The sequence below is a fragment of the Cryobacterium sp. N19 genome, assembly GCF_002929595.1.
In the GTDB taxonomy this organism is placed as follows: domain Bacteria; phylum Actinomycetota; class Actinomycetes; order Actinomycetales; family Microbacteriaceae; genus Cryobacterium; species Cryobacterium flavum.
The window spans coordinates 51,020-70,046 of the sequence record NZ_PJJR01000050.1; the positions used below are offsets into that span (position 1 = coordinate 51,020).

A 19,027-nucleotide genomic window follows, 5' to 3' on the forward strand; every position below is an offset into this window, starting at 1 on the left:
TCAGTCCAACCGGTAGGCGCTCGGGCCGAGAGCACTCGGGCGTACCTCGTGCACTCCGGCAACGTTCGACAGCGCCTCCTGAACCAGGGGCACATCCCCGGGTAGGCAGAGCACCTTCAGCTGCGGCCCGGCGTCGATGGTGAAGTAGGCCGGCACGCCGGACGCGCGCAGATCCCGAACGGCGTGCATCGCCGCGACCGTCGCGGCGTTCCAATAGATCAGCGCCGGCCGGGTGGTCAGCATCAGGGCGTGCAGCTTGAGGCAGTTGTACTCGGAGAGTTCGCCCAGCCGCACGAAGTCGCGGGCGGCGATCGCGGCCCGCATATCAGCGAGATCACCGGGGGCCGTCGCCAGCCAGGCCGGATAGAACGGTGAACTGGCAGCGCTAGCCCCCATTCCGACGGTGGAGGTGATCGTTTTCGCACCCAGCTCGGTAATGACGACAACCACGGCGAGCGGCCAGTCCGCGCCGGTCAGCAGCTGCACGGCGTAGGAATCCGAGCCGTCAGCGGCGCTGCCGGCATGCATCTGGGCGTAGCCCCCGAAGATGGAACGGGCGGCCGAACCGGAGCCGTGCCTGGCCAGAATCGACAGTTGCCGGTCGGTGAGCGTGAGCCCGGCAGCGCCACTGGCAGCGACGGCGAGAGCGGCGAAACCGGATGCCGACGAGGCCAGCCCGGCTCCGGTCGGAAAATTGTTCGCGGACTCCACGACGGCGAACAGGTGCGTTCCTCGGGCCTGACGCACGAGATCGAGAACGGGGGCGACCTTGGTGGCCTCCTGCCGGCATCCGCTCAGCCAGAATTCATCGGCAGCGAGACCCGAACGAAAGGTCACCCGGGTATCAGTGAAGAGGGCTTCGAGGGTGACGGAAATCGATCCGACCGCTGGGGTATTGAGAACGACATCGTTCTTGCCCCAATATTTGACCAGCGCGATATTGCTATGTGCGCGGGCGCGCGCCGTAGCGCCGGCCTCGAGGGTCTGTGACACAGGGCTGCTCCGATCGGTTCTGCCTCTATTTTAGCCGGGAGCCCCGACGGCATCCGGCCGAACCAGCCCGCGCCGGACTACTCGCAGCTTCGCCGACTAAAATGACGGTGTGTTCACGACCCGGTGCGGTCAAGCAAGCACCTGAAAAGTTAAGTAGACTCAGTTGGCTCCTGGAATAAGTGGTTTTTCCCTCTATCTCCCGCCGTATCGCGTGCAGCTCGAAGCGTGGTGTGCCTGGAATGACCAGCCGTGGGAGAAATTCCGCTCGGTGGTCGGCCGCAGTTTTCGCATGCGCGCCCCCGCGCAGAGCGTGTACACCTTTGCCGCCAATGCGGTGTGGCGCCTGATTCGGGACTACGACATCGACCCGTCCCAGGTCGGGCTGCTCGCGCTCGGCACCGAGTCGAGCACCGACAATTCTGCCGGCGCGGTCATCGTCAAGGGCATGGTCAATGAGGCCCTGGCCGCGGCCGGCCTGCCTCAGTTGGCTCGGGACTGCGAAGTGCCCGAATTCAAACAGGCCTGCCTGGGCGGCGTCTACGGCGTGAAAGCTGCGCTGCGCTATCTGGCAACGGATGGCCGCGGTCGCCAGGCCATCGTGGTGTGCGCCGATATTGCGGAGTACGCGCGCGGCGGCAGCGGAGAGCCCACGCAGGGTGCCGGCGCGGTCGCGATGCTGCTGGAGAGCGACGCGCGCCTGCTCGAAGTGGACCTCGCCGCAGCCGGCAGCGACTCCGACTACCGCGTGGCCGATTTTCGCAAGCCGTTTGCCCGTTTTCGCAATCAGCCGGCGCGCGATGACGGACAGGTGCAGGATCTGCCCATGTTCAACGGACACTATTCCACCAGCTGCTACATCGATGCCACCCACCACGCCATGACGGCCATGCTGGAGAAACGCCCCGGCCGAAGCCTCGACTATTTTCACGACATCGACGCGGTTTTCATGCACCGCCCGTACCACCAGATGCCAACGACCGGGTGGGTCATGGCCTTCCTGTTCGCTCTGGCTCATGATGACGACGGCCATGACCAGTTGCGCGCACTCGCTGCCGACGCCCGTGTCGATGCCGATCTGCTCCTCGAGGAGCTGCTCGCGCCATCACCGTTTCACGGGAACGGCGCCGATCTCGCCGAAAACACCGGCGACGTTTTTCCCCTGGCCCGCAAGGTGCGCAACCAGCTGCGCAAAACCCCGCTCTGGGACACGCTCGTCGAGGACAAGCTCAGGCTGGGCTCCGAAGCCATGCGCGACCTCGGTAATCTTTACACCGCTGCTCTTCCGGCCTGGCTCGCCGCTGGCCTGCAGCAGGCCCTGACCGATCGCATCGAGCTGACCGATCAGAACTGGTTGGCCCTCGGCTACGGCAGTGGCGACGCTGCGGAGGCGCTGCCACTGCGCGTTGTCGCCGGCTGGCAAGAAGCGGCCAGGCGAATCAATTTTGAGTCAGCCTTGGTTGGCGCGATCGATCTGAACGAAGCGCAATACATCGATGTGCACGAGGGACGCCGCATCGAAAATATCGCCCCGCCCGCCCGCGATGAGTTCGTGATCGATCACGTCGGCACGTCGAATGGGCCGGACTTCTTCGATGAGGGCGTCGAGTACTACCGCTACGTCGTCGGCAGCGCCGAATGAACCAAACGGGGCAGACCTGCGCCGACCGCGTTCTGCCTCTCGCTCCTACTCGGTCGTGCCGATCGCGGGCTCGCCCTGCGCGTGCCGGGCACGCAGCCACGGAATGAGGCCGCCGACCAGGAGCATCTCAATCTGGCGGGTCGAAAGCTCGTGCCGCACGGAATAAGTCTCATCGCGGGTGGTGTTGCGAACGATAATCTCGGTGCCGTTGGTGAGAGCCTCGCGAATACCGTCGAGCACCAGCACGTCGCCCTGGCCAATGCGGTCGTGATCGGCGGCATCCGTGAATTGCAGCGCGAGCGCGCCGAAGTTCGCCAGATTCTGCCAGTGGATACGCGCAAACGAAACCGCCAGCACAACCCGCAGCCCGAGGAATCGCGGGGTGATCGCTGCGTGCTCGCGAGAAGACCCTTGCCCGTAGTTCGCCCCAGCGACGATCATGTGACCGGTCGTGTCCCGGGTGAGTGCGGCGCGGGTTGGGTAGGTAGGGTCGACCTGATCAAAGGTGAATTCGGCGAGCTTGGGAACGTTGCTGCGAAACGGCAAGACACGCGCACCGGCCGGAAGAATCTCATCCGTTGAAATATCATCGCCGACAATCAGGGCAACGGGAGCCTCGATGCGTTCGGCGAGCGGACCGAAGACGGGCAGCGACGAAATGTTTTCGCCCTTGACGAGCGCGACGGTGAGCGATTCCGCAGCGGGCAGCGGCGCCTCCAGCATAGTCAGGTTGACGCTGGAGAACTCCGGCAGGGTGATCGACGGATAGTCCATGTTAAACAGGTCAGCGAGATCTCTCGGGTCGGTGATTTTTCCGGTCAGCGCGGCTGCAGCCCCGGTCTCTGGGGAGCAGAGGTAAACCGAGTCTTCTTGCGTGCCCGAGCGGCCTGGGAAGTTGCGCGGCATGGTGCGCAGGCTGATGCTGCCGTTGGCCGGGGCCTGTCCCATTCCGATGCACCCCATGCAGCCAGACTGGTGCAACCGCGCACCGGCCCCGATGAGATCGAGGGTGGCGCCCATCTTGGTCAAGTCCTGCAAAATCTGGCGGGAGCTTGGGTTGACGTCGAGCGACAGCCCGGGGAACGACTGCCGCCCCTTGGTGATCGCCGCGACGATCGCGAAGTCTCGCAGACCTGGGTTAGCGGATGACCCGATCACCACTTGCTCGACCGGTCGGCCAGCGACTTCGCTGACCGGAACGACGTTGCCCGGCGAACTGGGCAGGGCGATCAGGGGAACGATCGAGGCCAGGTCTATCTCCTCGGTCACGTCGTAGGTCGCATCAGCATCGGCGAGTAATTCCACGAAGTCGTCCTCGCGCGCCTCGGCGCGTAAGAATGTGCGCACCTGGTCATCGGCCGGGAACACTGTCGAGGTCGCGCCGAGTTCGGCACCCATGTTCGCGATCACGTGCCGATCCATGGCGGTCAGGGTGGCCAGCCCCGGTCCGTAATACTCGACGATGCGGTTGACGCCGCCCTTCACACCGTGGCGACGGAGCATTTCGAGAATGACGTCCTTGGCGCTCGTCCACGGCGGCAGCTGCCCGGTCAGGCGCACGCCCCAAATTTGGGGCATGCGAATGTAGAGCGGTTCGCCGGCGATGGCGAGCGCCACTTCGGTGCCGCCGACGCCGATGGCGAGCATGCCGAGCGAGCCGGCCGCCGGGGTGTGGCTGTCCGAACCGACCATGGTCTTGCCGGGGATGCCGAAGCGCTGCATGTGCGTCGGGTGCGATACCCCGTTACCGGCTTTGGAGAACCAGATGCCGAAGCGTTGGCAGGCGGATCGCAGAAAGTCGTGGTCTTCGGCATTTTTGCTGTCGGCCTGCAGCAGGTTGTGGTCCACGTATTGCACCGACACTTCCGTGCGGGCATAGTCGAGACCGAGTGCCTCCAGTTCGAGCATGACCAGGGTACCGGTCGCATCCTGGGTCAGGGTCTGGTCGATTCGCAGGCCGATTTCGGTGCCGGGAACCATCTCCCCCACTACCAAGTGCGAGGCGATCAGTTTCTGAGCGACGTTGTAGGCCATATTGACTCCCTTGCTCGTGTGCGGGTCCGGTGTCGACAATCACGCATCGACGTTGTGCGCAGAGTCTCAATCTACGCGAATGCGGGATTAACGACCAGCGTTTGAGGGCGTGTGAGCAAGAGACCAGTAAGGGCCGGCTGGCAAGGGACCAAGTCAGGCTCCCATACGATAGATCACGTGAGTAGTTATGCCCAGGTGCGCCCAGAACAGCGCACGCCGATCGCACGGTATCGGCATTCGCTGTGGTTGCTGACCGAGCGCGACCTGCGCGTGCGCTACTCCACCTCGGTGCTCGGCTACTTCTGGTCCATTCTCGATCCGCTCGTGATGGCCGGCATCTACTGGTTCGTCTTCACTCAGGTGTTTGACAAAAACGTCGGCACCGACCCGTACATCGTGTTCCTGCTGGCCGCCCTGCTGCCCTGGATGTGGTTCAACGGCGCCGTCTCGGACTGCACCCGCGCTTTTCTGCGCGAGGCAAAGCTCATCCGTTCCACCCGCATCCCCCGCACCATCTGGGTGAACCGCCTCGTACTCTCCAAAGGCATCGAGTTTCTCGCCTCGATTCCGGTGCTTGCCCTGTTTGCCATTCTGTACGGCGCCGAGCTGAACGCCGACGCGCTGTTCTTTCCCCTCGCCATTCTGATTCAGGCCGCCCTGACCGCGGGTGTCGGCCTGCTGGTCGCCCCGCTCGTGGTGTTCTTTCGCGACCTGGAGCGGGCCGTCAAACTCATTTTGCGTTTTCTGTTCTACGCCTCCCCCATCATCTACAGCACCACGGACCTGCCGCCCGAACTGCACTTCTGGGCCGCCTTCAACCCGTTGAACGGCATCTTCAGCCTCTACCGGGCAGCGTTCTTTCCCGAGCAACTCGACTGGTTCGCGGTCGCGATCAGCGCAGGTCTGTCCCTCCTCTTTCTCGGGCTCGGACTCCTGGTCTTTCGCCGCACCGAACGCGCCGTTTTGAAGGAGATCTAGTGGCCCAGGGGAAAGCGCCCATTCCAGGAATGCCGGTGATCTCGCTACAGGATGTCGGCATCCGCTTTCGCAGGAATCGGCGCGGACGTCGCAATTTCAAGGATCTCTTCGGCGCCAGCAAACGCCGCAGCCGGCCGGGCGAATTCTGGGCCCTGCAGCACGTCACCTTCAGCGTGCAACCGGGCGAAGCCATCGGTGTCGTCGGGCGTAACGGGCAGGGCAAGTCCACCCTGCTCAAACTCGTCACCGGCGTTGTGCTGCCCGACACGGGTACGGTGCACGTGATCGAGGGCGTCGCGCCGCTGATCGAAATCACCGGCGGGTTTGTCGACGACCTCAGCGTGCGCGACAACGTGTATCTGACCGCGGGCCTGCACGGCATGACCCGCAAGCAGATCGCCGCACGCTTTGACGAGATCATCGAATTCGCCGAGATCGCCGATTTCATCGACACCCCGTACAAGCATTTGTCGAGCGGGATGAAGGTGCGCATCGCCTTCGCGGTGATCTCCCGGCTCGAAGAACCCATTCTGCTGGTCGACGAGGTGTTGGCCGTGGGCGACAAGGCTTTTCGGGAGAAATGCTATCGCCGCATCGAAGAACTTCTCGCGGGTGGTCGCACCCTGTTCATCGTCTCGCACAATGAACGCGATCTGCGGCGATTTTGCACCCGCGGTCTCTACCTCGACAAGGGGGACTTGGTGCTCGACGGGCCGATCACCGACGTGCTCGCACGCTATAACACCGACTACGGCGTCAAGCCGGCAGCCTGACCCTACCCAAGTCGCCGAGTCGCGAGAGCTTCCTGGGAACGACGAAAGTCGATCGCGATGTAGGCGTCGCGAGTCGGCGGTAGCTGCTCAACTGCTAGACCGGTCACGAGCTCACTCAATTCGAGTTGCAGCACGGCCGCCAGCCGAATAAGAGTGTACATCGTCGGGTTGCCGTGACCCCGGTCGATGCGGGCGTAATTCGAAACGTTGAGTCCGGCGAGCAGAGCGACGGACTCCTGATTGAGCCCGAGCGCCAGGCGGCGCTCCCGCAGGCGGAGGCCGAGCAGTCGGGAGGCTTCTGATTTGGGCTCAAGCATTCCTCAGTTGTAGTGGCACAGAGGACTCTTGACTAGCGGGTGGACATTTGGCGAAACATAGTATTTGTAGTTCGGCGCCCGCCCGCGCGTCCAACGCGCGCCCCTCTGCACCACGTACACTCAACGAGACGCAACCGAGGAGAGCGAGCAATGGCCAGGAAGAGCACACCGATGCTGTCGTCGACCGGCGGTACTCCACAGGGCGGCGCGCTGCCGAACGGGTTCGTCAGGGGCTTCGATCGGGTTCTGGCCGTTCACCGACCGGTTGTGCTCGCCCATATTCGCAGCATCCGACGGCGCAATCCCTACGCCTCCCCCGAGCAGATCGTGCGCATTCTGGAAAAACGCTATCTGGCAGCCGTCACGGCCGGCGGCGCGGCTGTGGGCGCCACCGCGGTCATCCCCGGCGTCGGCACCGGCATCACGCTCGCCCTGTCTGGAGTGGAGACCGCCGGCTTTCTCGAGGCGACCGCGCTGTTCACCCAGTCGGTGAGCGAGGTACACGGCATCGCGGTCGAAGACCCGGAGCGAGCCCGCGCCCTCGTCATGACCATGATGCTCGGCCGTGAGGGCAGCGATCTGGTGCGGCAGCTCGCCGGGCAGGTGACCGGCGCGGGAACCGCACGAAACACCTACTGGGGTGAGCTCATCACCAACAGCCTGCCCCGCGCAATACTCGGCCCGCTGACCGACCGGCTCAAGAGTGCTTTTCTGCGCCAGTTCGCCACCCGCGGCAGCGCCAGCCTGCTCGGCAAGGCCCTGCCGTTTGGCATCGGAGCCGTGATCGGCGGTGCCGGAAACCACATTCTGGGCAACAAGGTCATGCACGCCTCACGCCTCGCCTTCGGCCCGGCACCGGCCGGTTTTCAGCCGGATCTGGAGCCCCGGGTGCGCGAGATCACGGTACGCGAAACGCGACGGGGCAGGTCGGTGGCCGCCGTGCCGACCGCGCCGCCGGCATCCGCTTCGTGGCCGACGGATCCCTCAGCCACGTAGCGTCGCGCGCCCGACTGCTGCACGCGCTGTGAGCGGATGCTCGCGCTGCCGGCCTGCCACGCGCGCGTGCAGCAGAGGACCGCGCGTGCAGCAGAGGACCGCGCGTGCAGCACCTGGCCGCGTCGCTTCACTACTCGGCGTCGGGAATCGACGCCGGATCGGGCACAATCGCGATATCAGCGTCGTGCACGGCCGCGAACCGATCCCACTCCTCCATCAGGTGCGCAACGGCCGCGTGCAGTCGCTCCGTCGCGACGCCCGGCGTGGTGTCGCCGAAGTAGCGCTGCACCCACCCCTGCAGGCGTTCCACCACAGCCTCATCGTGCGTGAGCCGTTCGACGGCAGCCGCGATGCCGGCGGCGTTCTCGGCGTGCAACCACTCGCAGTCCGAGAGATACCCGCTGGTGTCGATCACGGCCGTCGGGTTCACCGGACGGGTGATGATGAGCGGCTTACCGGTGGCGAGTCGGTCGTAGACCATGGCGGAGATGTCGACGATGGCGACATCCGCTGCGGCCAGTTGCCAGCCGAGGTCAGGGCCCGCGTCGTAGACGTGCTGCGCGTGCGGGTTGCGGGCGTTGGCCGAAGCGATGGCGGCGATGATGCTCTTGTTGGCGGCACCGTAGGTGTGGTCGACGACACCGCTGCGCGGGTGCGGCCGGTAGATGACCCGGTGGGTGCCGGTAGCCAACAGGGCGGTGACCAGGGCGACCCCGTGGGTCGCGACTGACCCGTAGGCGGCAGCGCCCCGGTCGCCCTCCCAGGTGGGGGCGTACAGCACGACCTGGCGTTCATCTGGCGTGTACGGCAGTTCACCACTGAAGTAGTCGGCCTGGGGTCGCCCGATCTTGATGGCGCGCTTGTCGAAGTCGTAGTCCCAGAGCACGCGGTCCAGGCGGGCGAGAGCCGCGTCCCCGGCGACGAAGGAATAGTCGTAAGCCTTGAACTGATTGGTGATCATGTACATCTTGTCGCTCTCACCGTGGTTGATGAAAACGTGCCAGCAGCGCCCGTAGCGCATCATCTGGAAGTTGCGCGGGTTCTGGTTGACGTAGAACACGATGCGAATGTCCTGCTCGGCCACAATCTGCTCGAGCTGTGGAACCGTGCGCACATAGGCAACGGGAACCGGTGACTCATCCATGAGCTTGAGGGTGCCGCCACCGGTACGGCTGAGCAGGAGCACCGGCCAGGTCTTGGCGAGTGTGGCGAGCGGCTGGTACCACTGCCGCATCTGGTACATGTTGACCGGCCCGTCGGCAAAGTAAACGGCGATCTTGAAGTGATTATCTTCGCGCAGCTCGCGCGCCTTCAGCGGACCCTGGAGTCTGTGTTGGGCCTTGCGGGAGGCCACAACATCCTTGAACAGTTTGACTGCACGCCTGACGTCTTTCCGAATTACCACCGAACAAGACTACCTTCCGTTAAATGATCGGCGGGCGTCCGGCGCGGGTCATCCGCCAGACCGTGCGGGCTCGGAGCGGATGCCGCGGCCCCGGATCGCTCTGCCACCCTTCGCACCAGCCGCCGAACCAGGCGCGCAGCGCCGGCCGGTTGCGGGGCGCCCAGCGCAGCACCTGAATGGCCGTCCACGAGCCCACGTACAGAGGTACCAACAGGGCGGGCAGATTGCGGCGGGCCAGCCAGACCCGGTTGCGGGCGTTCAGCCGGTAGTAGTCGGCGTGCCTGGTGGGCAGTATCACCGGGTGGTTGGCGACCAGGTCGCCGGCATACCAGGCGACCCGGCCCTGGTCCCAGACCCGCCAGGCCAGTTCAATTCCTTCATGGGCGTAGAAAAACGGTTCGGCCCAGCCGCCGGTCGCGTCGAAAACCGCGCGCGGCAGCAGCACAGCCCCCTCCCAGACCGAGAACACCGGTCCGGGCGTGGTCGCTTCACCCTTACGGATGCGGGGAATCCACCGCCGCGGCGATTCGATTCCGGCCGGGTCTTCGACGCGGGGCTGCAGCAGCCCGATCGTCGGGTCGGAGCGCAGCTTGCCGATCGCCTCGATCAGAAAATTCGGGTCGGGAATGCTGGCATCGTCGTCGAGAAAAAACAGGTACTCGCCGGTGACGCGCGACACCCCCCGGTTGCGGCCGGCCGGAATGCCGAGGTTGCTGGGGAGCCCGAGCGTCTGCACGCCGGCCGGCAGCTCGGTCGGCTGCCAGCCGTTGCCGACACAGACCACGTCGAGCGTCACGCCCTGCTGTGCCAGCACCGAGCGGATGCCCCGGTCGAGGTCGACCGGACGGGTGCCCTGCGTGAGCACGACAACACCGACCGTCGGGACGGCCTCGTTAGGAACGGACACGTTTGGACGCCATGATGGCTACGAAATGCCCGATGAGTGACAAGAAAGCGAGGGGAACCAGAACGGCCAGCACGGCCCGGTCGACGAGCGGCTGCCCGACGAACAACCCGATCACGGCCGCGGCGAAGATCACCATGGTCAGTTCGACCGAGTGGTACAGCCGGTGGAATGGTACGAAGCGGGCCAGCCGGCGCACCCGGGCGATCAGGCTCGAGGTGGGCGTCTTCTCACCGTGGGTATCGGCGAGCTTGGTCAGGCCGGCATTGGAGCGGGCGACGTGCACCATGTCGTTGAGCGCCTTGTTCAGCACGATGATCAGGGCGAGCAGCAGCGCCAGGCTGGTCCAGAGAAAGTCGTCGGGCGATTCGAACGGGTAGGCGGCCGCCCGAATGCCAAGCGCGATGGGAATGAGCGACTCGGTGGAGTAGTGCCCAACCTTGTCCAGGAACACCCCGGCCGGCGAGGAAGTACCGCGCCACCTCGCCACCTCGCCGTCGCAGCAGTCGATGAGCATCTGCACCTGGCTGAGTGCGAGAGCGAGTAGCGCCCCCCAGATTCCGGGGATCAGCAGGGCCGCAGCGGTCGACCAGCCGGCCAGGATCATCAGCGCGGTCACACCGTTAGCGGAGATACGCGTCTTCAGCAGCATCCAGGTGAGGTACGGCGACAGGTCGCGCAGGTATAGGCTCGCCGTCCAGTGCTCAGCGTTGGCGCGCAGGCGCACCTCCGGCGGCTGGGCGACAGCGCGCAGATGCGCGATCGACTCCGGCCTGACAGCGGGGTCGCGGGCGATATTCGGCGAACTGGTCATCTGCTCACCTTCCCGTGTGTGCCGTGATATTGCTGGTGAGTTTCAGGTAACCGAGCACGAACCCGATCCCCCAGCAGAAGTGAATGCAGGGTAAGACTACGAGAAAATTGAGGGACGCACGAAATCCGTCCGGCCGGGCAACTGCGAGCGTCGCAGCGACCACGATGAGCAGATACCCGGCGGGAACGATCAGGCCCAGCAGCAGCCACGGCGCCGCACCGAGGGCGGCCTGCACCACGCCGACGATGCCCAGGAGCAGTCCGAGTGCCACTCCCAGCACCATCGCCGGCGGCACGAAATAGCGGATGCCGTTGGCCGCCGGATACCGCCTGGCCAGCTCACCGCGCCAGAGCCCGGTCGAGAGCATCTGCCGGGCCAGCTGGGCCAGGGTCGGCCGCGGGCGATAGAGCACACGCAGTTTCGGGGTGAACCAAACCGTGCCGCCTGCTTCGCGGAGGCGACGGTTCAGGTCCCAGTCCTGGCCCCGTTTGACGCCCTCGTCGAACAGGCCGACGTTCAGGATGCTCTCGGTGCGAAAGCAGCCGAGGTACACCGTTTCGGCGACGCCTTCCGCCCCGCCAACGTGATGCGGTGTGCCACCGAGCCCGATCCGGGTGCCGTAAGCGCGGGCCACTGCGCGCTCGAATGCGCTGATGCCGCGGGCATCCATGATGCCGCCGACATTGTCTGCTCCGGTACGTACGAGGGTCTCGACGGCGATGCGGGCGTACTCAGGAGGCAGCACGGAGTGCGCGTCGACGCGGATGACCACCGCGTACTGGGAGGCACGGATGGCGATGTTCAGGCCGGCCGGAGTTGATCCGACCTCGTTGGCTACGACCCGAATGCGCGCGTCAACGGCGGCCATTTCCTCGACCAGTTCGGTCGTGCCGTCAATGCTCGGTCCGAGCGCCAGAGTGACTTCGAACGTTCCCTGGTAGTCCTGGGCGAGCAGACTTTCGACGGCGGCTCGCACGTGCGTCGCCTCGTTGAGAACGGGCATCACATACGACACCCCGGGAAGAAGACCCGTACCACGTTGGTGCACCTGGCTGGCCAGCTTTCCGGTTATTGGGTAGGACGATCGAGCCTACCAGCCCACGAAATGGCCGTGCGCCCGGTGGTACGCACCCACTGACAAACACATCGCGCCGCCGGCGAGCCGGCGACGCGATGTGGGAAGGAACAGAAGCGAGCGGTTAGCTTGAGAGCTCGCCGACCGTGACCGAGACGGTGATCGACTTGCCGTCCCGCACGTAGGTGAGATCGGCGCTGCCGCCGGCCGGGAGCACCCGCACCTGCGCGGTGAGGTCGATCGAGTCCGTGATCGGCACACCGTTGAAGTTGGTGATGACATCGTCGGCGGCCAGACCGGCCTTGGCAGCGGCGCCACCGGAGGTGACCTCGCTGATGAGCGCACCAACCGTGCTGCTGGTCGAACTGGACGCGTCCTTCACGCTCGCACCGAGCAGGCCGTGGGTGGCCTTTCCGTTGGCGATGATCTCGTCGGAGATGCGCTTGGCGAAGTTCGACGGGATGGAGAACCCGACGCCGATGCTGCCGGCGGCCGACGAGGAGGTGGTGCTGCCGGCGCTCGCTATGGCCACGTTGATGCCGACCAGTTCACCGCTGCCGTTGAGCAACGCGCCGCCGGAGTTGCCGGGGTTGATGGCGGCATCCGTTTGAATCACCGGGAGCGCAATGCTGGCGGTGGCGGCCTGCGAGCCCTGCGACGGGGTGCCGTCCTGGTTCGGAAAGTCGAAGAAGAACGGGTTCTGGCTTTGGCCTTCGTCGGGCGTTGTGGTGTCTGGCGAGGTGGGGGCGGCCGAGCTCGCGACGGTGATGCTGCGATTCAAAGCGCTGACGATGCCGTCGGTGACCGTGCCGGAGAGGCCGAGCGGGGCGCCGATGGCGATGGCGCTGTCACCGACGTTGAGCTCGGAGGAATCGCCCCAGGTCATGGGAGTGAGACCGCTCGCGTCGGTCAGTTTGATCACGGCGAGGTCGGAAATGGGGTCGGTGCCGACCAGGGTCGCGGCGTAGAGCTTGCCGTCGTTGCTCTTGACCTCGATTTTCACATCGGAAGCTGCGCCGTCGAGGGTGACCACGTGGGTGTTGGTGAGCACGTAGCCGTCGTCGGTGAGAATGACGCCGGAGCCGGTTCCGCCCGCTGAACTGCTGGACACGTCGATGGTCACGACGCTCGGCGAGGCCTTGGCCGCGACGGCGGTGATCTGGTTGACGCTCTTGGTGTTGTTCACCACGACGTTGCTCGGGCCGGAGGCCTGGCTGACGGGTACACCGTTGTTCTGGCCGTTCATCATGAGGGCGGTAATGCCGGCGCCGGACGAACCGCCGACGAGCGCACCAATGGCGAGGGCCGCGATCAGCGCGACACTACCCTTGCGGCGACCGGATTCCTTGGTCTTAGCGGCGAAGGGCTGGCTGGGATAGGCATCCGTCGGGTAGGAGTCTGCTGTCGCATAGGCCTGGGGTACGGCGTTCGGGGCGTAGGCGGAGGACGACGCTGTCGGGGTCTCGATCGGGCGACCGAAGGCATCCGTCGGGTCGGAATCCGTGGGGTAGGCAACCGTTTGGTTGGCGGCGGGAGAGCTGTCAGCGGGGACGTTGTCTGCGGGCCGGTTCTCGGCGGATGCGTTCACGACGGGCTCCGGTGAAACGGATGCTGCCGGCTGGCTCGGTGCTGCAACGACCGGTACGGCGTTCGATGGCGGCGCAGTAGGGGCCGAGGGCGCGGCCGGTACGTCGGTCGGTGGCACCGTCGGTGGTGTGCTGGGCGGGGTAGCCTCGCCGGAATCATTCACTTCAAAAGCGGCGGCATCATCGGACCTGTCGGGGGTGGTGCCGGAATCATTGGTGTTGTCAGTCATCGGGTGCTCCTTCCAAGCGTTGCCAGCTTTGCGCCCAAACCTGAACGTTCGATATGTACACACTGAGAGCATTCAATGATCAAGCCGAGACGTTGCCGAGGCGATAGTTTGGAAACCATGCAGCACTCTTCACGGGTCGAACCAGCCCTGACCATTTCCGGCGCCTGGCAACGCACAGCCAGAGGTGCCGGACTTCTCGCCGCGGACGGCAGCGTTGCGGCGAGCATCTTCGCCGAGATGAGCGCTCTCGCCGCGCGCACCGGTGCGATCAACCTCGGACAGGGCTTTCCTGATGAAGACGGGCCGGCCGTGGTGCTCGAGGCGGCCCGCCAAGCGATCAGCGACGGAGTGAACCAGTACCCGCCGGGCCGAGGCCAGCCGATTCTGCTCGAGGCGATCGCCCGGCACCAGCAGCGGTTCTACGGACTGACTCTCGACGCGGGAAGCGAAATCCTGGCGACTGCGGGAGCGACCGAGGCTCTCGCCGCGACGATTCTGGCACTGATCGAGCCCGGAGACGAGGTCGTCACCTTTGAGCCCTTTTACGACGCGTATGGCGGTCTGATCGGCTTGGGCGGAGGCATCCATCGCACCGTGCCGCTGCGTGCCCCCGATTTTCAGCCGGACCTGGACGCGCTGCGGGACGCGGTCACCGACCGCACCCGGCTGATCATCGTGAACGATCCGCACAATCCCACCGGAGCGGTCTTTCCCCGCGAAACGCTCGAGCTGATCGTGGAGCTCGCCCACCAGCACAACGCACTCGTCGTCACCGATGAGGTCTACGAACACCTGACCTTTGGCGCGCCGCACATCCCGATCGCGACCCTGCCGGGAGCGTGGGAACGCACGGTCACCATCTCCTCGGGCGGCAAGACGTTCAGCCTCACCGGCTGGAAGGTGGGCTGGCTGAGTGCGCCGGCCGCCATCGTCACGGCGATTCTCGCGGTCAAGCAGTTTCTCACCTACGTGAACGCGGCGCCGTTCCAGCCGGCGATCGCCGTGGGGCTCGGCCTGCCCGATGCGTACTTCGATGGAATCGCCGCCGATATGAAGGCCAAACGTGATGTGCTGGCGCCCGGTTTGCGGGCGGCCGGTTTTGAAATCAGTGTGCCGCAGGGCTCGTATTTCATCGTGGCGGATGCGACACCGCTCGGCTTCACCGATGGCACCGAGCTGTGCCGAAAGCTGCCCGGGCTGGCCGGGGTGGTCGCGGTGCCGATAGCCGCGTTCTGCTCCCCCGGCAACCGGGCCGAGTACGCGCCCCTGGTGCGTTTCGCTTACTGCAAGAAGGAGCCCCTGCTCGAGCAGGCCTCGGCCCAGCTGGCGGCCCTCTCCCGTTCATAACTCCTGCAATTTCTGCGACACCGGGTTCTGAACGCCGCAATGACACGGAACTTTCGCTGACGGCATAGGAATTGCAGGAGTTATGCACCCCAGCGCATGAGTGGGGGTGACGCGGGGTTACGACGCTAGAGCGGGGTAGTCGGTGTAGCCCTCGGCACCGTCGGCGTAGTAGGTGAGCGGGTTGGGGTCGTTCACGGGAAGGTCGTTCTGCCAGCGATGCACCAGGTCGGGGTTCGCGATGGCGGCGCGCCCCACGACCACAGCGTCGGCCACGTCGTCCCGCACCAGGGCCAGGGCTTCGTCGCGCGCGGTGATGGCGCCGAATCCGCTGTTGACCAGGAACACGCCGCCGAAGCGGATGCGCAGGTTCTGCACGAATTCTCCGCGCGGGTCGGCGTGCAGCACGCTGAGGTAGGCCAGGCCGAGCGGAGCCAGACCGTCGACGAGGGCACCATAGGTGGCCGCGAGGTCGGTGGCATCCGTTTCGAGCGCGTCCTGAATGTTGTGTTCCGGTGAGATGCGGAGGCCCACCTTGTCGGCGCCGATCGCCGCGGCGACGGCGGTCACGACATCGATGACGAACCTGGCGCGTCGTTCGGGTGAACCGCCCCAGGAGTCGTCGCGCACGTTGGAGGCCGGTGACAAGAACTCGTGCAGCAGGTAGCCGTTGGCGCCGTGCAGTTCAACGCCGTCGAATCCGGCCGCGATGGCGTTCTGCGAGGCGAGCACGAACTCGGCGATGATGCCGGGCAGTTCCTCGGCCGTCAGCGCGTGCGGCACCGGGTAAGCCTGCTTGCCGTCGTAGGTGCGGGTGGTGCCATTGATGGCGATGGCGCTCGGCGCGACGACGGGGAAGCCGCCGTTCGTGGCCTCGTGAGTGACCCGGCCGGCGTGCATGACCTGGGCGACGATGCGACCGCCGGCGGCGTGCACCGAGTCGGTGACGGCTTTCCAGCCGGCCAACTGTTCCGGCTCGACCAGCCCGGGCTGGCCGGGGAAGCCCTGGCCGGCGTGGCTCGGGTAGGTGCCCTCACTCACGATCAGGCCGAGCGAGGCGCGCTGCGTGTAGTGCAGGGCGACCAGGTCTCCGGGCACACCGGACTGGCCGGAGCGGATGCGGGTCAGCGGCGCCATGACGAGACGGTTGGGGAGTTCGAGGTCGCCCAGGTTCAGCGGAGAAAAGAGATTCACGGGCACTTCTTTCACAATCAGCCGGCAATCAGACCGGACACGTTCGTTGGGGGCACTAGGTGGATCCTGGGTGCCCGTAGGCAGCAACGGGCCACAGGCGCGCGATATTCCTGCCTGTCAATTGGCTGGACGGCCGCGTGCAGTTGGATGGCCAGGCGGGCAATCCGGTTGGTCTGCGGCACCGAACTACCACCATGAGCATCTTGATGTCCCGACCAGCGATCCGAAACCACGCCGTGTCACCGCTCTGCGCTCTGGACTCACCGAAGCCCGGTCCGCGCCCCGGCCCCCACGTTCCCGCCCGGCCAAAACCGGCACCACCGGCCACCGTGCTGGGCTACAGCCCGTTCCCGCTCGACTCGGATGCCCGCCACTTCGGCCTCACCACGAGTTCCATGCGGCTTAGGGGCGGAACGGTCACGGTACGGCACGGACGCCGCAGCGCGAGTACGACCGCGACCATCCTGCTGCACGGCGCCGCCGGATCATGGACCACCTGGACACCCCTGCTTCAGGCCGCCGATGCGACCGCCCGCGACCTGACCGATCTCATCATCCCCGACTTGCCGGGGTGGGGTGACTCGCCACTTCCGGCCGACCGTTCGACGCTCGGCCTCGAGTCGATGGCCGAACTGGTCGCCGACCTGGCGCGCTCCCTCGGCTACGAACGCTGGAACGTTGTGGGTCACTCCATGGGCGGGTTCATCGCACTGGCGCTGGCGGCGAGCGAAACGCGCGCCACGGCATCCGTCGGCCTGGTCTCGGCCACCTCGTTTTCGATCCAGGACAGCGTTCGGCACCCAGTTCGCCGGTTCTTTGCGCTGCCTGCTTTCTCGGCGCTGTTCCAGACCATGCGGATGCTGCAGCTCGCTGGCCCGCTCGGCCGCGACCTGGTACGGGCGGTCACGCGCTTCGGCCTGCTGCGCTTCCTGGTGGCTCCACTGTTTCGGTACGGCCAAGCCGTCGATGCCAGCGTGGTCGCCGCCCTCGGCGCCGAGATGCGGCCGGCCGGTTTCGTGCTGGCGGCGACCCGTGCCGGCGCCTACGACGCCTCCGCAAGCTGGGCGCAGATCAGCTGCCCGGTGCGCTCCGTGCACGGCGACCGAGACGTGTTCGTCACGGCCCAGGACGACCGAAAGCTCCGTTCGGTCGTGCCGCAGTGCGTGATCAGCACGATCGCCAGCGCCGGGCATTTCGGTCAGATCGAGCGCCCGCTCGAGGTGCTGCTGCGGCTCGAATTCGCGGCCCCACTACCGATCGTATCGACTTCGAGTCAGCTGGGCACTTCCTGAAAACCTTGTATTTACCCCCCAAACGGAGGACAGTCATCAGCAGTGCCCGGTTCAATTCCAAAGTGCATTCTTCGCTTTCATTCGTTCCGGCTCCCGGCTCTCAGTGAGCGCAACCGATCGCAGCGAAATGGAAGTGGCAATCATGGGTTCTCTCACGTACGACCGTGTCGTCGTGGAATTCGAAGATCGCATGCTGGCACACCTGCAACTCGTAATCATTCAAAAGCTTCGCCGCGGCGAAAGTTTTCTGTTGTCCTGGCGTGATGCCGCCGTCGTCGGCGACGGCCGCAGCTCTGCCTGGCTGCACCCGGCGATTCCGCTCTATTTCAAGTTTGCCGGCGGCCACGCACCGAGCATCAACCCGAACTGGGTCGCCCAGCTGACCCGCTCGGCCAACAGCTCGCAGGGGCTCGTGGTAACCGCGGAAGAAAGCGCCGCCGTTGACGCCAATGCGACCCCGAAGCTAGAACCGGTCATCGGCATTCGAGCGGCCGCGCAGACCCGCGCGACCAAGGCCAGCGTCACCGAACGCTGATTCTCATAGGTGCCGCTTCGCGCGGCACGACGGTGAAGCGTCGGAGTGCGAGGGCCGGATTGATAGCGCGCACGGCGGTGACTCTGGCCGGTGTGAGGTACGCGACGGCGACATCCGCTGCCTCGCCGAGGCTGACCAGCGCAACGCCCATCGGGTCAATGATGAGGCTGGTACCAACGCCGATCGGCGGGGTCTGATCGGCGGCCGCCACAAAAACGGTGTTCTCCAGCGCCCGGGCCGTCAGCAGGGTACGCCAGTGGTGTTCTTTGAGCGGGCCACGCACCCACTCCGACGGCACGAGCACGAGGGTGACTCCCGCGTCGACGAGTCGACGCGTGACCTCGGGAAAGCGGATGTCGTAGCAGGTCTGCAGCCCCACCCGCAGGCCGCCGACATCGAAGGTCTCGGGGTCGGTCACGGTGCCGGGCAGCACCCACTCCGATTCACGGTCGCCGAACGCGTCGTACAGGTGCAGCTTGCGGTAGGTCGCCACGAGGTGCCCGGTGTCATCGAGAGTGACGAGCGTGTTCGAGAACCTGGCCGGGTCCACGGTCGTTTCGAGCATGCCGGCCACGACGTGGATGCCGAGTTCGGCGGCAAGCGCGGCCAGCGCGGTCACGAATTCTCCGTCGAGCGGTTCGGCGGCCGCCACAAACGACGGTCCGAGTTTCGGTTCGAAGAATGCCGAGTACTCGGGAAAAACGACGAGCTGGGCGCCACGACCGGCGGCCGTTTCGGCCAGCTGCCGCATGGTGCCGAGGTTAAGCGCCCGATCTGGCCCAGGGGCGAACTGGGCAACGGCCACGCCGACCGCATCGGAATCGATCGTTGCGGATTCATGCGTTGCGGCGCCTGGAGTCATGGCGAAAGCCTAGCTGGCCGCTCGATCAGCATGCCGATACCGATGCCAACCGGCGA

General features: G+C 65.7%; 17 protein-coding genes. 7 read left to right on the top strand and 10 right to left on the bottom strand.

Going from position 1 to position 19,027, the window contains the following annotated elements:
- Entirely contained in the window at positions 1 to 993 is a 993-nt protein-coding gene (gene mvaD, locus CXY78_RS09950) for a diphosphomevalonate decarboxylase (RefSeq protein ID WP_104089246.1), read from the bottom strand.
- A 163-nt stretch (positions 994 to 1,156) separates the two neighbouring features.
- Here mvaD and CXY78_RS09955 point away from each other — a divergent pair, with 163 nt between their 5' ends.
- Entirely contained in the window at positions 1,157 to 2,632 is a 1,476-nt protein-coding gene (locus CXY78_RS09955) for a hydroxymethylglutaryl-CoA synthase family protein (RefSeq protein ID WP_104089248.1), read from the top strand.
- A gap of 45 nt (positions 2,633 to 2,677) precedes the next feature.
- Here CXY78_RS09955 and CXY78_RS09960 read toward each other — a convergent pair whose 3' ends face one another.
- Positions 2,678 to 4,666 carry an aconitate hydratase gene (locus CXY78_RS09960; protein WP_092341495.1) on the bottom strand — a complete coding sequence of 663 codons (1,989 nt, stop codon included), beginning with the start codon at positions 4,664 to 4,666 and terminating at the stop codon, positions 2,678 to 2,680.
- 177 nt (positions 4,667 to 4,843) lie between these two features.
- Between CXY78_RS09960 and CXY78_RS09965 the strand changes: the two genes are divergently transcribed.
- Both CXY78_RS09965 and CXY78_RS09970 read left to right on the top strand, forming a co-directional pair.
- Complete coding sequence (locus CXY78_RS09965; protein ID WP_233197408.1) at positions 4,844 to 5,644, top strand: ABC transporter permease; 801 nt, start codon at positions 4,844 to 4,846, stop codon at positions 5,642 to 5,644.
- Positions 5,645 to 5,673: 29 nt separating this feature from the next.
- Positions 5,674 to 6,417, top strand: coding sequence for an ABC transporter ATP-binding protein (locus tag CXY78_RS09970; RefSeq protein WP_174774971.1), 744 nt, complete (start codon positions 5,674 to 5,676; stop codon positions 6,415 to 6,417).
- A gap of 2 nt (positions 6,418 to 6,419) precedes the next feature.
- On the opposite strand, the gene CXY78_RS09975 is transcribed toward CXY78_RS09970, so the two are convergent.
- The gene (locus CXY78_RS09975; protein WP_092341497.1) at positions 6,420 to 6,734 is read right to left on the bottom strand and encodes a helix-turn-helix domain-containing protein; all 315 of its coding nucleotides are present in this window, start codon (positions 6,732 to 6,734) and stop codon (positions 6,420 to 6,422) included.
- A 150-nt stretch (positions 6,735 to 6,884) separates the two neighbouring features.
- Here CXY78_RS09975 and CXY78_RS09980 point away from each other — a divergent pair, with 150 nt between their 5' ends.
- Positions 6,885 to 7,730: a hypothetical protein gene (locus CXY78_RS09980; protein ID WP_369827292.1), complete on the top strand. Its 846-nt coding sequence runs from the start codon at positions 6,885 to 6,887 to the stop codon at positions 7,728 to 7,730.
- 130 nt (positions 7,731 to 7,860) lie between these two features.
- On the opposite strand, the gene CXY78_RS09985 is transcribed toward CXY78_RS09980, so the two are convergent.
- The 5 genes from CXY78_RS09985 to CXY78_RS10005 all read right to left on the bottom strand — a co-directional run bounded on the left by CXY78_RS09985 (position 7,861) and on the right by CXY78_RS10005 (position 13,744).
- Positions 7,861 to 9,135, bottom strand: coding sequence for a CDP-glycerol glycerophosphotransferase family protein (locus CXY78_RS09985; protein ID WP_092341498.1), 1,275 nt, complete (start codon positions 9,133 to 9,135; stop codon positions 7,861 to 7,863).
- Positions 9,136 to 9,154: 19 nt separating this feature from the next.
- Positions 9,155 to 10,042, bottom strand: coding sequence for a glycosyltransferase family 2 protein (locus tag CXY78_RS09990; RefSeq protein ID WP_104089249.1), 888 nt, complete (start codon positions 10,040 to 10,042; stop codon positions 9,155 to 9,157).
- Entirely contained in the window at positions 10,029 to 10,853 is an 825-nt protein-coding gene (locus CXY78_RS09995) for a CDP-alcohol phosphatidyltransferase family protein (protein WP_092341500.1), read from the bottom strand. Before CXY78_RS09995 ends, CXY78_RS09990 begins: the two co-directional genes overlap by 14 nt.
- A gap of 4 nt (positions 10,854 to 10,857) precedes the next feature.
- Entirely contained in the window at positions 10,858 to 11,913 is a 1,056-nt protein-coding gene (locus CXY78_RS10000) for a glycosyltransferase family 2 protein (protein WP_369827299.1), read from the bottom strand.
- A 139-nt stretch (positions 11,914 to 12,052) separates the two neighbouring features.
- Positions 12,053 to 13,744: a S1C family serine protease gene (locus CXY78_RS10005; RefSeq protein ID WP_092341501.1), complete on the bottom strand. Its 1,692-nt coding sequence runs from the start codon at positions 13,742 to 13,744 to the stop codon at positions 12,053 to 12,055.
- 147 nt (positions 13,745 to 13,891) lie between these two features.
- Between CXY78_RS10005 and CXY78_RS10010 the strand changes: the two genes are divergently transcribed.
- Entirely contained in the window at positions 13,892 to 15,091 is a 1,200-nt protein-coding gene (locus CXY78_RS10010) for an aminotransferase class I/II-fold pyridoxal phosphate-dependent enzyme (protein ID WP_104089441.1), read from the top strand.
- Between the two features lie 117 nt (positions 15,092 to 15,208).
- Here the strand turns inward: CXY78_RS10010 and CXY78_RS10015 are convergent, their stop codons facing one another.
- Positions 15,209 to 16,282: an alkene reductase gene (locus tag CXY78_RS10015; RefSeq protein ID WP_092341502.1), complete on the bottom strand. Its 1,074-nt coding sequence runs from the start codon at positions 16,280 to 16,282 to the stop codon at positions 15,209 to 15,211.
- Positions 16,283 to 16,476: 194 nt separating this feature from the next.
- Here CXY78_RS10015 and CXY78_RS10020 point away from each other — a divergent pair, with 194 nt between their 5' ends.
- Both CXY78_RS10020 and CXY78_RS10025 read left to right on the top strand, forming a co-directional pair.
- Complete coding sequence (locus CXY78_RS10020; RefSeq protein WP_104089251.1) at positions 16,477 to 17,574, top strand: alpha/beta fold hydrolase; 1,098 nt, start codon at positions 16,477 to 16,479, stop codon at positions 17,572 to 17,574.
- Positions 17,575 to 17,716: 142 nt separating this feature from the next.
- Entirely contained in the window at positions 17,717 to 18,109 is a 393-nt protein-coding gene (locus tag CXY78_RS10025; RefSeq protein WP_233206151.1) for an ATP-dependent DNA ligase, read from the top strand.
- Here CXY78_RS10025 and CXY78_RS10030 read toward each other — a convergent pair.
- The gene (locus tag CXY78_RS10030) at positions 18,096 to 18,971 is read right to left on the bottom strand and encodes a carbon-nitrogen hydrolase family protein (protein WP_104089252.1); all 876 of its coding nucleotides are present in this window, start codon (positions 18,969 to 18,971) and stop codon (positions 18,096 to 18,098) included. The genes CXY78_RS10025 and CXY78_RS10030 overlap by 14 nt on opposite strands.
- Positions 18,972 to 19,027 lie beyond the last annotated feature (56 nt).

What these genes read in the sequence shown, in the direction of transcription:
- CXY78_RS09980 (WP_369827292.1), top strand. Translation starts at nt 6,885, where the DNA reads ATGGCCAGGAAGAGCACACCGATGCTGTCGTCGACCGGCGGTACTCCA.
- CXY78_RS10005 (WP_092341501.1), bottom strand. Translation starts at nt 13,744, where the DNA reads ATGACTGACAACACCAATGATTCCGGCACCACCCCCGACAGGTCCGAT.
- CXY78_RS09960 (WP_092341495.1), bottom strand. Translation starts at nt 4,666, where the DNA reads ATGGCCTACAACGTCGCTCAGAAACTGATCGCCTCGCACTTGGTAGTG.
- CXY78_RS10020 (WP_104089251.1), top strand. Translation starts at nt 16,477, where the DNA reads ATGAGCATCTTGATGTCCCGACCAGCGATCCGAAACCACGCCGTGTCA.
- CXY78_RS09975 (WP_092341497.1), bottom strand. Translation starts at nt 6,734, where the DNA reads ATGCTTGAGCCCAAATCAGAAGCCTCCCGACTGCTCGGCCTCCGCCTG.
- CXY78_RS10025 (WP_233206151.1), top strand. Translation starts at nt 17,717, where the DNA reads ATGGGTTCTCTCACGTACGACCGTGTCGTCGTGGAATTCGAAGATCGC.
- CXY78_RS09995 (WP_092341500.1), bottom strand. Translation starts at nt 10,853, where the DNA reads ATGACCAGTTCGCCGAATATCGCCCGCGACCCCGCTGTCAGGCCGGAG.
- CXY78_RS10030 (WP_104089252.1), bottom strand. Translation starts at nt 18,971, where the DNA reads ATGACTCCAGGCGCCGCAACGCATGAATCCGCAACGATCGATTCCGAT.
- CXY78_RS09970 (WP_174774971.1), top strand. Translation starts at nt 5,674, where the DNA reads ATGCCGGTGATCTCGCTACAGGATGTCGGCATCCGCTTTCGCAGGAAT.